Consider the following 17,221-nt stretch of genomic DNA (forward strand, 5'->3'; position numbering starts at 1 on the left):
TTCAGTGACCTGGGTCACGCTGTTCGTTTATCGGAGCGGAGTTATTCTGCGACGATTTCTTCTTCGAGTTGCTGCTTCTCAAAGAGCTCTGCGTAATAGCCGCCTTCAGCAAGCAGTTCTTCGTGCGTGCCAAGCTGGGCGATACGTCCGTTGACCAGCACAGCGATGCGATCAGCGGAACGAGCTGTGGAGACACGATGTGCAATCAGGATCGTAGTGCGATCCTGCATCACCTCGCGCAGACCTTTAAGGATCTGCTCTTCCGTGTATGTGTCCACGGAAGCAAGCGCATCATCAAGGATGAGGACGCGCGGATTGCGCAGGATGGCTCGGGCAATCGATGTCCGCTGCTTCTGACCACCGGAAAGCGTTACACCGCGTTCGCCAACAAGTGTGCCGAAGCCATGCGGGAACTCAAGAATTTCCGCGGCAATGTGCGCGCGTCGTGCTGCTTCTTCAATCTGTTCATCCGTTGCGTCAGGCACACCAAAGGCGATGTTGTCGCGGATGGACGTAGAGAACAGGAACGTCTCCTGTGGCACAAAACCAATGGCACGACGCAGCGTCGCAAGCGGCCATTCGCGGATGGGCAAGCCATCAATCAACACTTCACCTGCGGGCGCATCCAGCAAGCGCGGAATCAGGTTCACAAGCGTCGTTTTACCGCTGCCAGTAGGACCAACAATCGCAAGCGATGATCCTGCTGGAATGGTCAGGTTCACACCATCAAGAATCTTCGGACCGCTGCCATAAGCAAACGTAAGATTACGGAACTCAATCTCGCCCTGCGGAACGGCATCAATTGCGACTGCGTTGCCGCTCTCATCCTGAATCGACGGAACAGCCTTCATCAACTCATCGATGCGCACAACCGAAGCAGTTCCACGCTGGAAGAGGTTGATGACGTAACCAAGAGCCAGCATGGGGAAGGTTAACTGCACCATGAAGACCATGTAACTGGTGAATTGACCCGCCGTAACGCGGCCGAGAACCACCTGATGTCCACCGACAAGCAGCGTCAGAACGATCGATAGTCCAAGAACAAACTCCAGCGTTGGCCACAACATGGCCATGATGCGTACAAGGAAAAGTGATCGACGGATGTATTCCTGATTCGCTTCTTCAAACGAACGCACCTCCGCCTCTTCCTGCGCGAAAGCGCGCACCAGTCGCACACCCGAGAAGTTCTCCTGAGCCTTTGCGCTGATCTCGGAGAACATGGCCTGAATACGCTCAAAACGCTGATGGATTCTGCGTCCCATCAACTGCACCACGACAGACGCAATCGGCAGCGGCAGGAACGCCAGCAACGTAAGCCGAGGCGAGATGCGAATCATGAAGGGAAGCGCCGCAGCCGTAAAGACCACAGTGTTTGCCGAGTACATGATCGCCGGTCCAAGCAGTTGGCGAACAGCATTCAGATCGTTGGTCGCACGCGCCATGATGTCGCCCGTGCGATGTTCATGAAAGAACGTGATGGATTGCTTTTCCAGCGATGCGAAGAGATCGTTGCGCAGATCGTATTCAATCTCGCGTGATGCTCCAATCAGGATCCATCGCGTGGCATACAAACAGACAGCGGCGACGCAGGCAATCGCAACCAGCAAGATCACATTTCGTGCGACGATGCCTTGCACTCCGTGATGAACCACGTCGTCCACCGCATGGCCAATGAGCAGCGGCATCACGACCTTCGATGCGTTGTAAAACAGAACGGCCACCGCTCCACGGACAAGATGTCCGCGATAACGGTTCAGGTAAGGGAACAGTGGCCGCAGTTTATCCAGCATCGTTACTCGTGGCGCTCCTCAGGACGTTCGGCAGGCTTTGCAGCAGGTGTTTGGCTTGCCGCGGGTGGAATCGTGGGACCTGCAGCGGGCTCTTCAAAGTGCGTTCCCGTAACAGGCTGTGGTGTATTGCCCTGGCCCACAAGCTCAATGTCAAAGACAAGGTCAGCCTTCTCAGGAATGACCGGCGGATGGCCTGCAGCGCCGTACGCAAGCTGCCACGGAATAATCAGGCGACGCTTGCCGCCTACACGCATTCCCTCAAAACCTGTGTCCCATCCGGTGATGACACGCTTCAAACCAATCGGGAAAACGATGGGTTCACCGCGATCAACAGAAGAATCGAACTTGGTGCCGTCAGTGGTCCAGCCGGTGTAATGCACGGTGTAGAAGACCACCTTGTCGGGTGGCATGGAGGGGCGAGCTTCTTCGCCATCACCAACCTTCAGGTCAATGAAACGCATGGAAAACAATTGAGCGGGTGTGCCGGTCGCGGCGGGCATGGTGCCCACGGCGGCGACGCCTTCGTTAGCTTTAGGATCTGCTGGCATAGGACGTGTCGGTGAAGTCGGTCTCAGTTTCTGTGGAGCCGTGGCGCTTTTCGCAGCCGTTGTTGCAGGCTTCTTTGTGGTGGTGGTTTGTGCCGCCAGCGTGGTGCTGACGATCAGTGCTGCTGCCAGTGCTCGCATCGTGTTCCTCGAATCCATTCTACGTCTGCGCTTTCAGCAGCAGGTATCCACCAGCCATGCCAAAGAGCAGGTCCGGCGACCACGCGGCAATCACAGGCGGCAGCGCATTCACGTTGCCCATGGCTTCAAAGATGGACGCAACCACCTGGTACGCAATCGCCATACCGATGGCTGTTGCAAAACCTGCAAGCGAGCCACGTTTACCCATGGTGAGCGCAAACGGCACAGCAAAGATTGCCATAACAAGCGTGATCAGCGGATACGCGAGTTTGCGATTCAACTGAACGCGCAAACGCATCGTGTCGAAACCGCTCTGCTGCAGATCGTTAATGTAGTTATTCAATTCGCCGAAGCTCATCTCCTGCGACTGGCGGTTGTCCTTCTTGAAGTACACAGGCTGCTCGCGTATCTCAGGGAACGATGCCACATCAAATGGCTCGTAAGAAGCGACGCTGTCGCCGTGGAAATTTCTCTCCCAGCCGTTCTCAAGCACCCATCGCTGCGCATGATTATCCCAGTGGGCAGCGCCCGCAAAGATACGACGACTCAGGTGGAAACTGTTCGGCTCAAACTCAAAAACTGTCAGGTTGGCAAAAACGTCTTTGTCTGGATCGAAGAACTGGTAATAGAAAATACGCGTGGGTTCGCCTACGGAATCCTGTTGGCCGCTGATCCATTTGCGATCGGGTCGAAGGAAGGTCTGCGCAGGCTTGCCTTTGATCACAGAACGTAATGCTTCCTGACGCCGATTTGCCTGTGGCAGGTAAAGCTCGTCAAACGTAAATAGCGACACAGCCAGGATGGCAGCAAGCGCCAGTAACGGAATGATCAGTCGATACAGGCTGACTCCACTGGCCTTCATCGCAGTCAGTTCACTGGAGCGGCTGAGCGCACCAACCGTAATCAATACCGCCAGCAGAGCGCAGAGCGGCGTCAGGTTGTACAGCATGTAGGGGATCAGATTCAGCAGGTAATCGCCCACGGTGATCAGTGGTGTGCGATTGCGGAAGATGTCCCCAATCAATTCGAAGAAGCTGAAGATCAGCGAGAGCATGATGAACGACGACAGCACCAACCCAAACGTGGTGAGGAACTGCCGCATCATGTAGTCGTCAAAGATAAGCGGGAAGCGGCTTTGCCGCGTGGGACGATGAACGGTCGTTGCGGCACGGTGTTCACCGCTCTCATCCGCTGGTGCGACGTGCACGCTCCGCATGCGTTTCGGTAGACGACGTTCAATCCAGACACCCACCGGAGCGAGTCCACGCGCCATGGTGGCGATCAGTCCCGTCTCTCCGCGCGACATCTGCCGCAGGAGAACTATGCCAACCGTGGCGAAGACCACATTCGCGGCCCACACGCCGACTACAGGTGCAATCTTCCCCTGCTTCGCCATGGCAACACCGATGGACGAAAAGAAGTAATAGACAAAGACGAGAGCCACCGTAAGTACGAAGCCGGTACTCTTACCGCCGCGCCGTGACGACAAGCCTAGCGGCACACCAACCAACATGAGAACAATGCAAGCCACTGGATACGACAGGCGCTTGTTCCACTCGATCATGTAGGTGCGGCCCTGTTCTTCATGACGACGCTGCCATAGCTCCGTAGCAGACATGGCAACCAGCGGAGTATCCGCATGACCCAGCTTCAGGTCTTCTTGCGAGCCAATCTGGATGGGGGTATCTGTTTCAGTAAACGTCGAGATGTCGTATTGGTTTGGATCTTTCGGTGATGTTTCGTGCTTGGTACCGTCACGGAAGTGCAGACGCAATTCGTTGCCGGGAGCAGGCAGCACAACCGCATCTTCCGCCGTGGTGATGCGCGGTGTTGCCGGATTCGTCAGATCGGCAAGAAACACATGCTGCCACAGCGACGCACCCTGACCTGGGCGCGTGTTCTGGACATAGAGCACGTAGTTTTTGAAGTCTTCGTAGAAGACGCGCGGCTGCACTTCAAAGCCGGCCTGCTGCGTCTTCAGGCTGTCTTCCAACCGCAGCAAAGCCGCAGCCGAACGAGGCGCCACATAAAGCGAATTGAACAGTCCGATCCCAAGGCCAATGCTGGCCGCGATAGACACAATCCCGACAAAGTGCAGTACACCGACGCCCGCCGCTCGCATGGCGGTGATTTCGCTATCCGCAGAAAGGCGCGACAGGCCAAGCAGGATACCGACCAACACCGTCATCGGAATCGTCAGGATAAGCGTGGTGGGCAGCGTGTAGAAGAAAACGTCCGCCACGGCTTGAAGCGATGCCGAACCGCGCACCAGCAGTTCAAGGATGTGCCCCAGGTCGCGCATGAACAGCACAAACGTGAAAAGCACGCCGCCCAGCAGGGCATGCGACAGCACCTCGCGCAGAATGTATTTCGTTAGAATCCGCACAATTTCAGCGCCGCCTCTAGCATCCGTACCAGTTTAGTAATTTGACGCTGTGGACATCGCCTGAGGTTCGCAAAATCTTCGATTTTCAGTCGATTACGCCGCCCCATCGCCTACAACAAACCGGTAACCGACACCGCGCACCGTCAACAGATGTTTCGGCTTAACGGGATCGTCTTCCAGATAGCGCCGCAGCCGGACAATGAAGTTATCAATGGCGCGGGTATCCGTGTCCTCGCGGACGCGCCAAACCTCTTCCAGAATCTCCTTGCGCGACACCACGCGGCCCTCCCGTCCCAGCAAATACCGCAGCAGGTCTGCCTCCATCAGCGTAAGGCGGGTGACCTTGTCCCCAGCGCGGATTTCGAGCGTGTCAAAGTCGATGACCTTGCCCTCAAACTCATAGATATTTCGAATCGGTTCTGGCTCGACTTCGGCTGCGGGAGGAGCCGATCGTTCCTGCCACTGCATCCGTCGCAACAGGCTGTTCAGGCGCGCCAGCAGAATCGACAGGTCAAACGGCTTGTTCAGATAGTCATCCGCGCCAGCCGAAAAACCCTCCAGAACATCCTCCGGACGGTCACGGGCGGTCAACATCAGGATGGGGACGTAGTTGTCCGCAGCCCGCAGTTGCCGGGCAATCTCAAAGCCGTCCATGCCGGGCAGCATAACGTCCAGCAGCACCGCGGCGGGGCGTTCCGGCGCGTGCATCAGCCAGTTCAATGCAGCTTCACCATCGGCTTCGTGATGTGTGCGATAGCCTTCCAGCTTCAGGTTAAAGAGCAGGGCTTCAGCCAGATGCTCTTCGTCCTCCACCAGTGCAATCAGCGGAGCTTCACTCATGCAGTCGCTTCCTCCGGTGCAGGCTCGGTCTTCAGGCCCGCGGTTGTGATCAAGGGAAGCTGTAGCGTAATCGTCACACCGCGACCTTCACCGTGGCTTTGGGCCGTTGCATCACCGCCATGTTGCCGCGCAATGGAACGAACAATAAACAAACCCAGTCCCGTGCCTTTCACCTTGGAGAGCGACACGCCGCCCACCCGATAGAAGCGATGAAAGATACGCCCAATGTGCGCAGCCGCAATCCCTACACCCTGATCCGTAATGCGTAGTGTCGCGGTATTGAAGCGCGGCGTACCCAGTTCGGCTGTGATGTGAACGCCGTTGGGGGAGTACTTCACCGCGTTATCCAGGATGTTCAAGATGGCAGTGCGCAACGCGTCCGCATCGCCCAAAACCTGAATCTGTTTCCCCACGGCGCGATCCTCAAACTGCACCGCGTCCGGCGATAGGTGATGCCGCCGGACAGTCTCCTCAAGGCAGGTTTGCGCCAACGCTCTCAGATCTACCGGCAATCGAGCCCTCAGGTTGCGCTTTACGCCTTTGGCGCCAGCCTCGCCCGCACGCAGAATCTGCTCCACCGTAGCCAGCAGGCGATCATTATCCTCGCGGATGCGGCTATAGAACTCCTGCCGTTGTGACTCCTCCAGCGGACGCCGCTGCAACGTATCCAGATAAAGCCGGATGGAGGCAATCGGTGTCTTCAGCTCATGAGTCACGGCGTTCAAAAAGCTGTCCTGGCGTTCATTGCGGCGGATTTCGCGCACCAGAAAGATCGTGTTCAGAACAAGGCCAGCAATGATGACGGCAAAGAACAGGATGCCTATCACCAGCAACGCAACCCGGCGTTCCGTCACGTTGAGGATGATCCAACCAACGTTGAGGGCAACCGCCAATCCCACCAGGCAGATACCCAGCGTGATGAAGAAGGCAATGGTGCCGCGTCTGCGGGTGATATTCATGCAGCGGCTCCTGCAAACTCATTGCGGTAATCGCAGACCATCACCGTCAGATCATCGGATTGGGCAGCCGACCATTGCATCACCGTCTTCATCATGCTGCGAGCACACTCCTCCGCGGAGAGGTCACGATTATCTCTCAGGAGAGATGCCAGGCGCTCCACCCCGAACTCTTCCCCTGCGGTACTCTCTGCTTCCAGCATGCCATCCGTATACAACAGGATGCGGTCACCATGTCGCAGGGGAAGTGTCCTGGTTGTGTATTCAGCAAAGCCAAACGCACCCAGAAGGAGGCCATTTTCTTCGATGGGCAGTATCGTGTTTTCCCGCAGCCACAGCATGGGCGGATGAGCAGCAGCACTGTAACGCAGTTCGCCGGATTCGCTATTCAGATAGACATACGCAGCGGTGACGAACTGTCCCTGAACATTGCCACAGAGGCTTCCATTCATCCGTCGCAACACTTCCGCAGGATCATCTGCAACTGCGCGCAGAGAGGCCGCAACCGCCTTCACCATGGATGCAATGAGAGCTGCTGGAACCCCATGACCTGAGACATCGGCGATGAATAGGGCAACCTCTTCGTTACGGAGTGAGATGTATTCGTAAAAGTCGCCCGCCACGGCAGTCATCGGCTGGTATTGCGCAGCCACCTCGAAGAAGTCGGAAACTGGCGACGCTGTGGGAAGAATTGAGCGTTGAATACGCTGCGCAATATCGAGTTCATTCTCAATCGTGCGCAGCTGCTGTTCCCGTGCAAGTGTCCGACGGGCGGCGACTGTCCCAAGCACTACGAGCAGCACGAGGAATGCGAACGGCTCTACGTTGAAATACGGGATGGTATGGACGAAGTCCGCAAGGTTTTCATACAACGCGCCAACGATGAACAGGATCAGGCCCTGCTGAATCAGGCGCGTCTCTCGCGATACCGATCGATCCAGCGCCAGTTCCACGGCAGCCACTATCAGCGAGATCGACACGACAAAGGTGTAGATGTTTGCTATCTGGTAGTGGGGGCCGGTAACCAGCGTGAGCAACGACAGCACGATGAGGATCGGTGCCACCGCATAGAGCAAGATCCGTCCAATTCGATGGAAGAGGTTCAACTCTTTGAAAAAGAGATACGCCGGAATCGGTACAAGATAGCCAAGGCCAATGGTCAGCCATAGAACAAGCCGAGATTGTGAGTGCAGTTGCCACGTCGGCTGGTGACGGACGACGAGTCGTACGCCATAGAGAATGGAAAACAGCGCAAACCACAACAACAGCGGGTCTGCCTTGCGGCGCAGGATGCACACTACTGCGGCGACCAGCCCTGCGAATGTGATGACCGTACCCAGGCTTAGAAATACCTGGTCGTAATTGAAGAGGCGTAGGGCCTCTTCAACAGGGATCTGCACTCTGGGCACTGCAGCAATCAGCATTCGTTGTGCGGCCCCCGTCCCGATAGCCATTATCTACCGGAGCATCAGGCGACAGATACTCCCGTGTGCAAGAGAAAGGCGCGACGTTGAGCAACGTCGCGCCTTTTGATGTTGTTTGTGGATAGGGTTATGCGCCAGCCGGTTTCGGGTTCTTCGGATCCCACTTGGCAACCTGGACCTTCTTCGCCAGGCCAATCTTCTCCAGGAGCCAGATGCCGTAGTAGTTGGGGTCGAACTCGTACCACACCAGGCCGTGACGAACGCTCACTGGATGCGCATGGTGGTTGTTGTGCCAGCCTTCGCCACCGGTCAGAATGGCAACCCACCAGCTATTGCGTGAGTCGTCCTTCGTCTCAAAGCGGCGACCACCAAACATGTGCGTCGCGGAGTTCACCAGCCAGGTGGCGTGAACGCCGATGCAAACGCGCAGGAAGGTACCCCACAGAACCATGCCCAGCATGTCGTGAACGCCACCCATCCAGTAGCCAATGCCCATCTGGATGAAACCAGCAACGGTCAGCGGCAGCCAGTGATACTTGCTCAGCCAGCGCTGCGCGGGGTCGCGGGTAAGGTCAGGAGCGTAGCGACCCAGCAGGGCGGTCTCGCTATGCAGGGCGCGGCCGGTGATGATCCAGCCGATATGAGCCCAGAAGGTGCCATCGTTCGGCGTATGCGGATCGCCGTCGTGGTCGCTGTGCTGATGATGAACGCGGTGCGTGGCCACCCAGAAAATCGGTCCGCCTTCCAGCGCCATGGTGCCGCAGGTGGTCAGGGCAATCTCAAGCCAGCGGGGAACGCGGTAGCCGCGGTGCGTCAGCAGGCGATGGTAGGTCATACCGATGCCCACATTGATCGCAAGGAAGTACATGACCGCAGCGCAGATGACATACTTCCACGACCAGAAGAACAGGGCAGCAAAACCCAGCACGTGGAAGATGCTGAACGCAATGGTCGTGATCCAGTTGATGCGTCCCTGCTGGTGCTCACGCCCCATGCGCAGGTCCTGCTTCACCTTTTCGCGCTGTGCAACGGCGGCCGCAACGTGGCGCGCGGGCTGGTCGGCGGGTGTTGCTGTAGATGTGTTCTGCTCAACCTGGTCAACAACTGGTGACATTCTGCTCTGCTTTCCGGCGGAAGGTTTCTGGTTCCGCTCTACACCATTGACCCTATCGCGAAGGGGACCCTCCCGTGTGTAAGAGTTCTGTCAGGGCCCTGGTACATGAAAACTCAGGGCTTTACGGGGCCGGTTATCGACTCGACCACCTCCCGTCGCCGTTCACGGCCTGCTAACGATACACTCGTCACCATGCGGGTTTTCGGCATCGATTGCGGCACGGAATACACCGGCTGGGGGGTTGTCCAGGTGGAGGAAACACCGCGCGAACGCCGTCTTGTGCCAGTGGCCGCCGGGGCCATCCGCCTGAATAAAAAAGAGCGCACACCGCTGCGGCTGCAGCAGGTATACGTCGAGTTAACAGGCCTGCTGACGGCGTATCAGCCTGATTGTGTCGCCATTGAAGACGTCTTTTTCGCCGCAAATGCCAAAAGCGCGCTGAAACTGGGCCATGTGCGCGGCGTCGCCATGCTGGCGGCAGCATCCTGCGGACTTTCCGTCAGCGAATACGCACCACTGTCCATCAAGTCCGCTGTTGTGGGCTACGGACTGGCCGCCAAGGAACAAGTACAGTTCATGGTGGCGCGCTTGCTGGACCTTGAAAAAGCGCCAGAACCCGCCGATGCTGCGGACGCTCTGGCCATTGCTATCTGCCATGTTCATACTGCCCAGACACAGATGGGTGTCGGAGTCCGATGAAGCGATTGTTCCTTGCAACACTCTTGTTTGCCTTGCCGCTGCACGGACAGTCGACCTACAGCGTCACCATGACCTATGACCGTGACGGCCTGACCGTGCCGCATTGGAAGATCATGATCCCCGAGCAGGGCGAAGCGCAGTACACCGGCAAGCCGATCAAAGGAGTAGACCCCGGACTCGTCAGTTTCCGTGTGTCAGCCTCAGGACGCGAAAAGCTCGGCTGGCTCCTTGGCCAGTCGAACAACATGCAACCCTGCGAAACCAAGAGCAAGGGAATTGCGAATATGGGCCAGAAAGACGTCACCTATTGGCCCAGCGGTGCCTCCGAAGTCCATTGCAGCTTCAATTTCACTGACAATAAGGCGCTCGGCCAGTCCACTGACTACATCATGGCCCTGGCCAACACGATCCAGACCGGAGTCGAGCTAGATCGCCTGCATCGCTACGACCGCCTCGGCCTGGACGCAGTCATGCACCGCCTCGTAGCCGATGTAAAAGAGCATCGCGCAGTCGAAGTCATTGCGATCCAGCCAACGCTCCAACGACTGGTGGAAGATGACGCGCTAATGGATCGCGTACGCGCCAACGCACAGAGTCTTTTGACTCTGGCCACCCAGGAAGCTGCTAAGTAAGTCAGATGGCGCGATAAAGCGCGGCGAAGCGATCCAGCGGCAACGCCTCGGCCCTCGCAGAAGGCTCAATCTCCGCAGCACCACATGCCTCTGCAATCTGCTCTGAGGTATATCCAGCGGCACGCAGATTGTTGTTCAGCGTCTTGCGCTTCTGCTGGAAGCAAAGCTTCAAAAAACGATCAAACCCGGCGGCATCCGTAATGCCCAATTCCACAAAGCGCGGCGCAAAGCGCATCCGCAACACCGTGGAGTACACATCCGGCGGAGGATCAAACGCACCCGGCGGCAGCGTGAACACATTGGCCACCTCCGCATGCATCTGTACTGTGGCAGACAACAGCCCAAAGTCACGATTACCCGGCTCTGCGGCCACACGATCAGCCACTTCGCGCTGCATCATCACCACGGCCAGTTCCATGGCAGCTTCATGCGCGCACAGATGCAGCAAAATGTCGCTGGTGATGTAGTACGGCAGATTGCCAATGACCAACGCTTTTTCGCCTGCCGGAACCAGCGCGGTGATGTCCGTCTCCAGAATGTCCGCTTCAACAATCTCCACGTTCGGATGATTGCGAAACTTGAAGCGCAGTTCCGGGACCAGCGACCGATCCAGCTCAATGCAGGTCAGCTTTTTCGCTCGTTCAGCCAGAATCGTGGTGATGGCGCCGTGTCCTGGGCCAATCTCAATGACCGTGCGCGTGGACACATCACCCAGTGCATCCGCAATGCGATGCCGGGCGTTATCGTCCACCAGAAAGTTTTGTCCGAGCTTTGGTTTGCGTTGCTGCATCTGATACGGTGTGCGTGCTCCTCTCGTTAGGGTAACGTGGAGCATGGAAGCAGGAGTGTAGATGCACATCGTATTTGCAGCATCGGAGTGTGTACCCTGGGCCAAGACCGGCGGCCTGGCGGACGTGGTGGGCGCATTGCCGCCCGTGCTGGTACGTATGGGACATCGTGTCACCACCTTCGTGCCGTATTACCGGCAGGTGGCGAAAAAGCTGTCAGACCTGCCCGTAGTCATCCCCAGTCTCACCATGCCGTACACGTACTACCAGCGTTACGCGCGTGTACTGGATGGCGGTGTACATGAGGGCGTGCAGATTTATTTCATCGACTGCCCGGAGATGTTTGACCGCGAAAACTTTTACGCCACCCCCAGCGGCGACTATCCCGACAACTGGGAACGCTTCGGCCTCTTCAGCCGCGCCGTCATTGAAGCAAGCAAGATTCTCGGTGTGCCCGACGTCTTCCACGCACACGACTGGCAAGCCGCGCTCATCCCCATCTTCCTGCGGTCCATTTATTTCTTTGACCCCGTTCTGCGCCGCGTGCCATGCGTCTTCACCATTCACAACGCGGGATACCAGGGCTGGTTCCCATCAAGCATCATGCCGCGCCTGTTGCTCCCATGGGACATGTTCACCATGGACAAGCTGGAAATGTACGACCAAGTAAACCTGCTCAAGGGCGGCTTGGTCTATGCCGACGCACTCACAACCGTCAGCCGCCGCTACGCGGAAGAGATTCAGACCAGCGAATTTGGCAACGGGCTCGATGCGATCTTCCGCCGCCGCAGCGCAGATCTGTTCGGCATCCTGAATGGCGTGGATTACGAGGAGTGGGACCCCGCGCAGGACAAACACATTGCCGCACATTATTCGGCGGACAATCTCAAAGGCAAGAAAGAGTGCCGCCGCGACCTGCTTCATGCCTTTGGCATGGATGGAGTAGACGATAAGACCGCAGTGCTTGGCATCGTTTCTCGCTTCGCCACGCAGAAGGGCTTTGATCTTCTTGCAGCCATCATCCACGATCTGGTGCAGGACGACATTGTTCTTCTAGCACTCGGCACAGGCGAGGAGTACTACGAACGCCTGCTCGGCGAACTCGCACTCCGTTATCCAGACAAGGTGCGTGTGCAGGTCCGATATGACAACACCATGGCGCACAAGGTGGAGGCAGGCAGCGACATCTTCCTCATGCCGTCACGCTATGAACCCAGCGGCCTGAATCAGATGTATTCCTTGCGCTACGGCACTGTCCCAGTTGTTCGCTCCACCGGCGGCCTGGAAGACACCGTCTATGAAGAGCACGACGGCGAAGGCAACGGGTTCAAGTTCCACGGTTACAACCCGCTGGACTTCCTGGATGCTATCCGTCGCGCACTAGCCACCTTCCAGAACAAGGAACAGTGGGAAGAGATCATGAAACGCGGCATGGAAGAAGACTTCTCCTGGGACAAGCCAGCCGAGGAATACGCCAAGATCTACGAGCGCGTCGTGGCAAACCGTACCTGGAGTTAACCCACATCACTTCATCAAGCCCACGTCTTGTTTTAGGACGTGGGCTTTTCTGTTGATGAGCGAAATATTGAGCGCTGCGAGGAAATGCCTCGAACCAATACGGTCGATGCGATCTCGAACAGACGTTGATCCAGCGCGTCGTGTGACATACCCTCACGCGAACAAATACCGGTACGAATACTTGACGTCTGCAGCATGGTGCTTCGAGGTGCAGTTAACCAATGAAAGCGTTCGCGCTGCGAAAGCTTCGCCATCGGTCCGCCTTCCGGAGCACCCAAACATACCTGCACGACTGCGTTCAGGTGTTGCTTAATCGCTTCTGTATCCACGTCAGGGGCCAGGGCACGCAGACGCTCGAAATCCAGCCCGATGCAGCATGCAAGATATCGCAACTCCTGGCTGTACAGGATCACGCCCGCATTCACAAACTCTTCGCGCTCCACGCGTGGCACCACGCGCAGCACGGCGTAATCAAAGCTGACGTTCACGTGCACGGATGGCCTCCTGTTCAAAGATGTCTGCGTGTTCCAGTCGCTCCACGAAGAAGCGAAGATACGCTTCGCGAATACCCTCGGCATCGCTACCCAGGAAATCATCCGGTACCAGCGCGAGAATATCGCGCAGTACGGATTCATTTAGCCGTTCACGAGCCACCACACCAGCCTCGACAATCTCACTGGCAAACGGCAGCAGCACATGCTGATCAATCTGCGGAAACGGCGACCGCGCTTTGCCCGGCATCGTCTCCCAATGATGATGGAAATACATCGCCGCACCATGGTCGATCAGGTACAACTCGCGATGCCACATCAACAGATTCGGATTGCGCGGAGTGCGATCGACATTCTGAACAAAGCTGTCGAACCACACGGCAAGGGAAGCGGTCTGGGCAGAAACCTTGTCGCCAGCGGCTGCAACAAAATCAGTAGATCCCGGCAGATAATCCAAACCCACATTCGTTCCTACGCTTGCCTTCAGCAGGTGACGAATCTCAGCATCCGGATCGCTGCGACCCAGCACAGGATCAACTTCCACCAGCACAATCTCCGGCACCTTTAAGCCAAGTGCGCGGCCAATCTCTCCGGCGATAATCTCAGCGGTCAAGGCGAACAATCCCTGGCCCGCACCGCGAAACTTGGTGACGTACATGCCAAGATCGTCAGCCTCCACAATCGCAGGCAGTGAACCGCCTTCACGCAATGGAAGAACATACCGTGTTGCCAGAACAGACCGCATGTTTCTTAGTGTATCGAGAGCGCCGCTGCATTCTTCTTCCGCTCAAAGTAACGGAATAGGGGAATGCCAAGCAGAATGACGATGCAGCCAAGCAGAGTGTTCTTCGGATCGTCCACAAGTTGAAAGACGGTCAATGCAATCGCCGCAAGGATAAAGAGAATCGGCACCACCGGATATCCCGGCGTCGAGAACAAACGAGCGCGGCCTGAAATCGCATCACGTTTACGGAAGACAAACACCGTACTCACCGCAAGCCCATATGTAATCCACTCCGCAAAGATCGCCAGCGAAAACAGCGCCTGAAACTTGCCAATGGCAAAGATCAGCAACGAGCCAATGGCAGACTGCACCACCAGCGCAAACGCCGGTGTTTGATAGCGCGGATGCACATTCGCAATACGCGCAAAGAACAATCCATCACGCGATGCAGCAAACCCAATGCGCGCACCGGAAAGCGTTGTTCCAACAAGCGTCGCCGTGATGCTGATGGCCATACCAATGCTGACCAGCGCCGCGCCCCACGCAATGCCGTGCTGACCCAGCACCGTCCTGATCGCGTCCACTGCAGGCCTATCCGCAGCAGCCAGCGCAGATGCCGGCAACACATACTGAATTGCCGCATTGGTCAGCATGTACAGCGCACCCACGATAAGGATGCCGCCGATGTAAGCCACCGGCAGATCGCGCTGCGGCTTCTTCACCTCGCCAGCCAGCGTCGCCACATCGCTCCATCCGTCGTATGCCCACAGCGCCGCAATCAACGCCACCATAAAGCCAGCGAATCCGCCGCGCGCCCCGCCAAACACGGTTGCAAAGTTATGCAGCGTCCCCACAGGCCCGGAGAAGACAAAGCAACTCACTCCAATCACCAGAATGATCGCGACCTTCAACAGCGTAAGCGCCGCCTGCACATCCGCAGCCTTCCGAGTGCCAACAATATCCAGTCCGGTCACAAGCCAAAGAGCTACCAGCGCTGCAACCTGTCCCCAGTTCATGCCAAGGAAAGCTGGATTCGCAAAGAAAGAAAACATCGCAAACGTAGCCAGTGTTCGCGTAAGTCCACTCACGACTGTGGCAATCGAAGCAGGCTTCGCAATCGTCCACCAAGTCCACATGTGCAGGAAGCCAACCAGATCGCCATAGGCTTCGCGCAGGAAGGCATACTCACCGCCATAAGCAGGACGCCCTGCGGAGATCTCCGCATAGGTCAGCGCACCAAATAAACTCAGAAGACCGCCCACGATCCATACCGCATACAGCGTGCTGCTCTTGCCGACAGCAGCCACCATTTCGCGCGGCACCAGGAAGATGCCGCTGCCAATAATGATGCCCACCACCAGGGCCATTGCGTGGCGTGCGCCAAGTACGCGAGGAAGTTCGTGATCAGAGTTCATGCGGTGCAATCGAGCCTAGCATCCACCGCGCTCCACACCAAATTCTTTAGTAGTAGAAGCGGCTCGCAGCCCAGTCCGGCGCCAGAGGCACCTTCCGGTGACGCACCAGGTAGATGTCATGTTGCTCGTACCACATAGACAACGGGTTATCGACATGCCCCACCACCTGCACGTCCTGGTAGTACTCCTGCAGCTTCGCCACGCTGGTCTTGCGATCAATGATCATCACTTCCGCGTCGAGTCCACGTGTACCCCACAGCCAGTAGTTGTTGTGTTCTGAAATCACAGTCGGCAACGCAATACCTTGCACGCTGCTTAACCATTCCAACGACGCTGCTTCGCCATAATTACCACCGAAGATACCCACCTTCGCGCGATCCTCCGGCGAGAGGCTATTCACAATGCGCGTAACCTCCGCCAGATTCTCCTGCCACCCATAGCGATCCGCATAGAACTGCGGCAGAATCTGATGACCACCGGTGTTTTCAGACTCCGTACTGGGCAGATGCAAGGCACGCTGATACGCAACAAACGTATCCGGCGGCAACACAAAGATCGCAGTCGGCAGCACCAGCGCCGTTAAAACAATCATCGTCACGAAAGCAACCGGAAACGCAACCACACGATCCTGCTGCACCGCCACACGCGAAGCAAAACGATTCGTCCAGGCAATCCCACCAGCAGCAAACAAAATGGGATAGATCGGCGCAAAGTAATAATCCTTCGCTCCCAGTGCAATCATCAGCACCAGAAGGATCAGCCACGTAAGACCCAGCCAGCGGCGATCCGCACGTTTCAACAGATGCGCCAACCCAGGAATCCAAACGAAAGCCGTCCAGGGCCCAAGAACCATCAACTGGTTCAGCACCCAAGCCGCAGGATTCAAATGAACATTCTTGCCCTTCACACGCCCGTTATGTAGAAACTCCAGCGTGGGCCAATGATTGTGCATTTGCCACAAAAGGTTCGGCATAGCAATCACAGCCAACAGCACAATGCCAAACACAGCCTGACGCGTAAACAGCACGCGACGCTGCGGCGTAACAAGCAGCGCAATTCCAAGGCAGAAAAGAAAGAATGCCATGGACGGCTTATTCAACAAACCAATTCCGGCGGACACGCCAAAGACGCTCCACCACATCCAGCGCCGATCCACGCCCTCGCTTTCGTCGCGCAACAGAAGAATGACAGCCAGCAGGCAAGTCATCCAGAACAGGCTCTCAAACGAATTCATGCTCAGATAGCTGTCAATGCCGAGATAGATCGGTATGCAAATGCAACCAAGCATCGCCAACGCCTGCGCGCTCCGTTTGCCACCCAGCGACCAGCAAAGCAATCCCGTAAGAAAAATACGTCCCGCACCCGCCATCGCCGACAACATCCGGATGCCCACCATCGAGTGCCCAAAGAGCGTCTCGGCAATGCGCGCCTGCACGGCAACAATTGGCCCATGATCCACATAGCCCCACGCCAGGTGCCGTCCGCACATCAGGTAATAAAACTCGTCGCGGAAATAACCCACGCCAATGTGCCGTTGCCAAAGCGTGCCTGCAATGTGCAGTAACAGCTTGGCCAGCGCAAACCACAATGAGAGACGAATCGCCGAACGCAACGATGCGTCCACAGGACGGACAACCGTCGAGCTTGTCATGCAGGAAGCATACGTGCAACGCAAGCGATTGGTTCCGCGTTATGCTTCCCGTGAGGCATTCGGAAAAGCGCATCGCGCATCCAACCCGATGACTCCAACGAATCACA

15 protein-coding genes are annotated in these 17,221 nt (G+C 56.9%); 3 read left to right on the plus strand and 12 right to left on the minus strand.

What is annotated here, in order from left to right; all coding sequences use genetic code 11:
• Nucleotides 1-41: 41 nt before the first annotated feature.
• The 7 genes from BLT38_RS07670 to BLT38_RS07700 all read right to left on the minus strand — a co-directional run bounded on the left by BLT38_RS07670 (nucleotide 42) and on the right by BLT38_RS07700 (nucleotide 9,196).
• Nucleotides 42-1,790 carry an ABC transporter ATP-binding protein gene (locus tag BLT38_RS07670; protein WP_083344641.1) on the minus strand — a complete coding sequence of 583 codons (1,749 nt, stop codon included), beginning with the start codon at nucleotides 1,788-1,790 and terminating at the stop codon, nucleotides 42-44.
• A gap of 2 nt (nucleotides 1,791-1,792) precedes the next feature.
• Nucleotides 1,793-2,476: an FKBP-type peptidyl-prolyl cis-trans isomerase gene (locus BLT38_RS07675; protein WP_083346981.1), complete on the minus strand. Its 684-nt coding sequence runs from the start codon at nucleotides 2,474-2,476 to the stop codon at nucleotides 1,793-1,795.
• A gap of 19 nt (nucleotides 2,477-2,495) precedes the next feature.
• Nucleotides 2,496-4,862, minus strand: coding sequence for an LptF/LptG family permease (locus BLT38_RS07680; protein ID WP_083344642.1), 2,367 nt, complete (start codon nucleotides 4,860-4,862; stop codon nucleotides 2,496-2,498).
• 93 nt (nucleotides 4,863-4,955) lie between these two features.
• Nucleotides 4,956-5,702 (minus strand): response regulator transcription factor, encoded by a 747-nt coding sequence (locus BLT38_RS07685; protein WP_083344643.1) that lies wholly within the window; start codon nucleotides 5,700-5,702, stop codon nucleotides 4,956-4,958.
• Nucleotides 5,699-6,661 (minus strand): sensor histidine kinase, encoded by a 963-nt coding sequence (locus BLT38_RS07690; RefSeq protein ID WP_083344644.1) that lies wholly within the window; start codon nucleotides 6,659-6,661, stop codon nucleotides 5,699-5,701. Before BLT38_RS07690 ends, BLT38_RS07685 begins: the two co-directional genes overlap by 4 nt.
• Complete coding sequence (locus BLT38_RS07695; RefSeq protein WP_172838182.1) at nucleotides 6,658-8,082, minus strand: PP2C family protein-serine/threonine phosphatase; 1,425 nt, start codon at nucleotides 8,080-8,082, stop codon at nucleotides 6,658-6,660. Before BLT38_RS07695 ends, BLT38_RS07690 begins: the two co-directional genes overlap by 4 nt.
• Before the next feature lie 127 nt (nucleotides 8,083-8,209).
• A complete protein-coding gene (locus tag BLT38_RS07700; RefSeq protein ID WP_083344646.1) occupies nucleotides 8,210-9,196 on the minus strand; it encodes an acyl-CoA desaturase in 987 nt (328 codons plus the stop codon).
• Between the two features lie 192 nt (nucleotides 9,197-9,388).
• Here BLT38_RS07700 and ruvC point away from each other — a divergent pair, with 192 nt between their 5' ends.
• Together ruvC and BLT38_RS07710 are read left to right on the plus strand one after the other, a co-directional pair.
• Nucleotides 9,389-9,895, plus strand: a complete 507-nt coding sequence (gene ruvC / locus BLT38_RS07705) for a crossover junction endodeoxyribonuclease RuvC (protein WP_083346982.1) — start codon at nucleotides 9,389-9,391, stop codon at nucleotides 9,893-9,895.
• Nucleotides 9,892-10,527 carry a hypothetical protein gene (locus tag BLT38_RS07710; protein ID WP_083344647.1) on the plus strand — a complete coding sequence of 212 codons (636 nt, stop codon included), beginning with the start codon at nucleotides 9,892-9,894 and terminating at the stop codon, nucleotides 10,525-10,527. Before ruvC ends, BLT38_RS07710 begins: the two co-directional genes overlap by 4 nt.
• A 1-nt stretch (nucleotide 10,528) precedes the next feature.
• On the opposite strand, the gene rsmA is transcribed toward BLT38_RS07710, so the two are convergent.
• A complete protein-coding gene (gene rsmA, locus BLT38_RS07715) occupies nucleotides 10,529-11,317 on the minus strand; it encodes a 16S rRNA (adenine(1518)-N(6)/adenine(1519)-N(6))-dimethyltransferase RsmA (RefSeq protein WP_083344648.1) in 789 nt (262 codons plus the stop codon).
• Between the two features lie 61 nt (nucleotides 11,318-11,378).
• Here rsmA and glgA point away from each other — a divergent pair, with 61 nt between their 5' ends.
• Nucleotides 11,379-12,833 carry a glycogen synthase GlgA gene (gene glgA / locus BLT38_RS07720; RefSeq protein WP_083344649.1) on the plus strand — a complete coding sequence of 485 codons (1,455 nt, stop codon included), beginning with the start codon at nucleotides 11,379-11,381 and terminating at the stop codon, nucleotides 12,831-12,833.
• A 32-nt stretch (nucleotides 12,834-12,865) separates the two neighbouring features.
• Here the strand turns inward: glgA and BLT38_RS07725 are convergent, their stop codons facing one another.
• The 4 genes from BLT38_RS07725 to BLT38_RS07740 are packed head-to-tail and all read right to left on the minus strand — an operon-like array spanning nucleotide 12,866 to nucleotide 17,114.
• A complete protein-coding gene (locus tag BLT38_RS07725) occupies nucleotides 12,866-13,327 on the minus strand; it encodes a DUF3037 domain-containing protein (RefSeq protein WP_156785052.1) in 462 nt (153 codons plus the stop codon).
• The gene (locus BLT38_RS07730; protein ID WP_083344651.1) at nucleotides 13,305-14,069 is read right to left on the minus strand and encodes a HipA family kinase; all 765 of its coding nucleotides are present in this window, start codon (nucleotides 14,067-14,069) and stop codon (nucleotides 13,305-13,307) included. Before BLT38_RS07730 ends, BLT38_RS07725 begins: the two co-directional genes overlap by 23 nt.
• Before the next feature lie 5 nt (nucleotides 14,070-14,074).
• A complete protein-coding gene (locus BLT38_RS07735) occupies nucleotides 14,075-15,463 on the minus strand; it encodes an APC family permease (RefSeq protein ID WP_083344652.1) in 1,389 nt (462 codons plus the stop codon).
• Between the two features lie 46 nt (nucleotides 15,464-15,509).
• Entirely contained in the window at nucleotides 15,510-17,114 is a 1,605-nt protein-coding gene (locus tag BLT38_RS07740) for an ArnT family glycosyltransferase (RefSeq protein WP_083344653.1), read from the minus strand.
• Between the last annotated feature and the right edge of the window lie 107 nt (nucleotides 17,115-17,221).

This window comes from Terriglobus roseus, from assembly GCF_900102185.1.
In the GTDB taxonomy this organism is placed as follows: Bacteria; Acidobacteriota; Terriglobia; order Terriglobales; family Acidobacteriaceae; genus Terriglobus; species Terriglobus roseus_A.

Bases quoted from the DNA above. Each gene is read 5' to 3' on its own strand.
- BLT38_RS07670 (WP_083344641.1), bottom strand. From the start codon at position 1,790: ATGCTGGATAAACTGCGGCCACTGTTCCCTTACCTGAACCGTTATCGC.
- BLT38_RS07730 (WP_083344651.1), bottom strand. From the start codon at position 14,069: ATGCGGTCTGTTCTGGCAACACGGTATGTTCTTCCATTGCGTGAAGGC.
- rsmA (WP_083344648.1), bottom strand. From the start codon at position 11,317: ATGCAGCAACGCAAACCAAAGCTCGGACAAAACTTTCTGGTGGACGAT.
- BLT38_RS07700 (WP_083344646.1), bottom strand. From the start codon at position 9,196: ATGTCACCAGTTGTTGACCAGGTTGAGCAGAACACATCTACAGCAACA.
- BLT38_RS07690 (WP_083344644.1), bottom strand. From the start codon at position 6,661: ATGAATATCACCCGCAGACGCGGCACCATTGCCTTCTTCATCACGCTG.
- glgA (WP_083344649.1), top strand. From the start codon at position 11,379: ATGCACATCGTATTTGCAGCATCGGAGTGTGTACCCTGGGCCAAGACC.
- BLT38_RS07710 (WP_083344647.1), top strand. From the start codon at position 9,892: ATGAAGCGATTGTTCCTTGCAACACTCTTGTTTGCCTTGCCGCTGCAC.
- BLT38_RS07740 (WP_083344653.1), bottom strand. From the start codon at position 17,114: ATGACAAGCTCGACGGTTGTCCGTCCTGTGGACGCATCGTTGCGTTCG.
- BLT38_RS07675 (WP_083346981.1), bottom strand. From the start codon at position 2,476: ATGCGAGCACTGGCAGCAGCACTGATCGTCAGCACCACGCTGGCGGCA.
- BLT38_RS07685 (WP_083344643.1), bottom strand. From the start codon at position 5,702: ATGAGTGAAGCTCCGCTGATTGCACTGGTGGAGGACGAAGAGCATCTG.
- ruvC (WP_083346982.1), top strand. From the start codon at position 9,389: ATGCGGGTTTTCGGCATCGATTGCGGCACGGAATACACCGGCTGGGGG.
- BLT38_RS07695 (WP_172838182.1), bottom strand. From the start codon at position 8,082: ATGCTGATTGCTGCAGTGCCCAGAGTGCAGATCCCTGTTGAAGAGGCC.
- BLT38_RS07735 (WP_083344652.1), bottom strand. From the start codon at position 15,463: ATGAACTCTGATCACGAACTTCCTCGCGTACTTGGCGCACGCCACGCA.